The 2,015-nt window shown below is 37.1% G+C and carries 2 protein-coding genes; one reads left to right on the top strand and one right to left on the bottom strand.

The features are described from left to right. Positions 1 to 183: 183 nt before the first annotated feature. The gene (locus V7137_RS30010) at positions 184 to 1,170 is read left to right on the top strand and encodes an NAD(P)-dependent alcohol dehydrogenase (protein WP_335701451.1); all 987 of its coding nucleotides are present in this window, start codon (positions 184 to 186) and stop codon (positions 1,168 to 1,170) included. 136 nt (positions 1,171 to 1,306) lie between these two features. Here V7137_RS30010 and V7137_RS30005 read toward each other — a convergent pair whose 3' ends face one another. Next, positions 1,307 to 1,921, bottom strand: a complete 615-nt coding sequence (locus V7137_RS30005; protein ID WP_335701450.1) for a hypothetical protein — start codon at positions 1,919 to 1,921, stop codon at positions 1,307 to 1,309. Between the last annotated feature and the right edge of the window lie 94 nt (positions 1,922 to 2,015).

The following is a 2,015-nucleotide window of genomic DNA, read 5'->3' as shown; positions in this document are numbered from 1 at the left end:
ATACTTGTATAACACAGCCCTTATGAAAAAATCAAAACATTATTAAAACACCAAATACACCAGGAACCATTCTTTAACCAATACTGGATAGGTTAAAAACAACTATTGAAGAAGGAGCCATCGTTCTATTTATTCGTAGACATTCGTAGATATTAATGAATATAACGAATTGGAGGAGGATATATGAAAGCAATTGTGTACACAAAGTACGGTCCCCCCGACGTTCTTCAACTGAAGGAAGTAGAAAAACCTATTCCGAAAGAAAATGAAATATTGGTAAAAATAAAAGCAACAACCGTTACAGTAGCAGATATTCGGTCACGGAGTTTTACCGTTCCTCCCGCTTTTTGGCTGCCTGCCCGAATAACACTTGGTTTCAGACAACCTAAAAAAGAGATCCTAGGGATGGAGCTAGCTGGAGAGGTGGAGTCAGTTGGGAAAGATGTGAAAAGGTTTAAGGAAGGTGACAAGGTTTTTGCAGCATCTCTTGCGGGCTTTGGTGCTTATGCCGAGTATAAGTGTCTGCCGGAAGAAGGGCCTGTATCGATTAAACCATCGAATGTAACTTATGCAGAAGCCGCTGCCATTCCAATTGGAGCACGCACAGCATTATATTTTCTTAGAAAAGCTAATATTCAGAGTGGTCAAAGGGTTCTAGTTTATGGTGCTTCTGGAAGTGTAGGAAGTTATGCCGTTCAGATTGCCAAGTATTTCGGGGCGAACGTTACAGGGGTCTGCAGTACCACGAATGTGGAATTGGTAAAAGCTCTTGGTGCCGACAAGGTCATTGATTATACATCAGAAGATTTTTCTAGGACAGACGAAAGATATGATGTGATTTTTGAAGCGGTAAACAAGAGTTCCTTTGCAGATTGTATGAAATTGTTAAAGAAGGACGGTATCTATATAAATATCACTGAACCACTGCCAAGTGTTCCAATGCTATGGACTAAATTGACAAGCAGCAAGAAATTAATATTGAGTCGAAATTCACCTGAAACTTCCGAGGCACTAAACTTCCTTAAAGAACTTGTAGAAACAGAGAAGTTAAAAGTGGTCATTGACAGATCCTATGAGTTTGAAGAGATTGTCGAAGCTCATAAATATGTCGAGAAAGGACACAAGAAGGGAAATGTCGTCATAAATGTGGAACCTAACAACAAAACGTAATAAATGAATCACCATTCTATCAAGATTACATAAGGCTTTATTTTCCTCATAACTTGTAAATAAAGCCTTATTTTCCAACATATATCACAAGAAGAACTCCCTTGTTAGGAGTATAAAAATGCCGAATTGGAGTTTTTTATTTTTTAGTTCTTCGTAAAAAATAACGTCCAATCACTACGACAGTCAAAGGAAGGATAAGCCAAAGCCAATTAAATGAGTGATTTTCTTCTTCGTAGTATGTTTCGTCTTCAAAATTTTCATATGGAGATGCTGTTTCTATTTCCTCTGGCACTACCGTTGTGGTTTCATTCTCATCAAAACTAACAGTTTCAGAGTATAAATCATCTTCTACTGGTTCATCTTCAGGTATCTGCACATCCATCCCTTCTAAATCAGCAAGGGTATAAACGTTTCCATCCTCATCCACATATGTAGGTTCAACATCGTTTGTATCGTTTAACATTAATAAAATTGTTCCAAACACAAGGGTGTTTGATAACACATCGCCAGAAAAATAACGTGTAGATTTTGGATATTTTGTCGTAAGGGAAGAATAAGATGGCGGTTTTGATGTATTATTTGTTGTACTGCTTGATCTCGGTTTTGGCGTCGGAGCAGTCGTAGATGGCTTGGTAAAGCTAGGACTCGTTCCTCTAGTCCCACCTGTTCGTGTTTTTGCTTCAGCAAAGACATTACAAACTAAAAGACTTAAAACTAAGATTGATAGCACACTAATCATAGTTTTTTTCAATTATATTCCCCCTAAATAATAACGAACTCAGATTAAAGAACCTTCCTACTTTAATGAAGTTTAATAAAATAATATTAACATATTTTTCCTAATA

It is taken from the genome of Neobacillus drentensis, assembly GCF_036962765.1.
GTDB lineage: Bacteria > Bacillota > Bacilli > Bacillales > Cytobacillaceae > Neobacillus > Neobacillus drentensis_C.
Note: the sequence above shows the minus strand (reverse complement) of the source record. Positions and strands in the feature narration are given on the sequence as shown.

What these genes read in the sequence shown, in the direction of transcription:
- V7137_RS30010 (WP_335701451.1), top strand. Translation starts at nt 184, where the DNA reads ATGAAAGCAATTGTGTACACAAAGTACGGTCCCCCCGACGTTCTTCAA.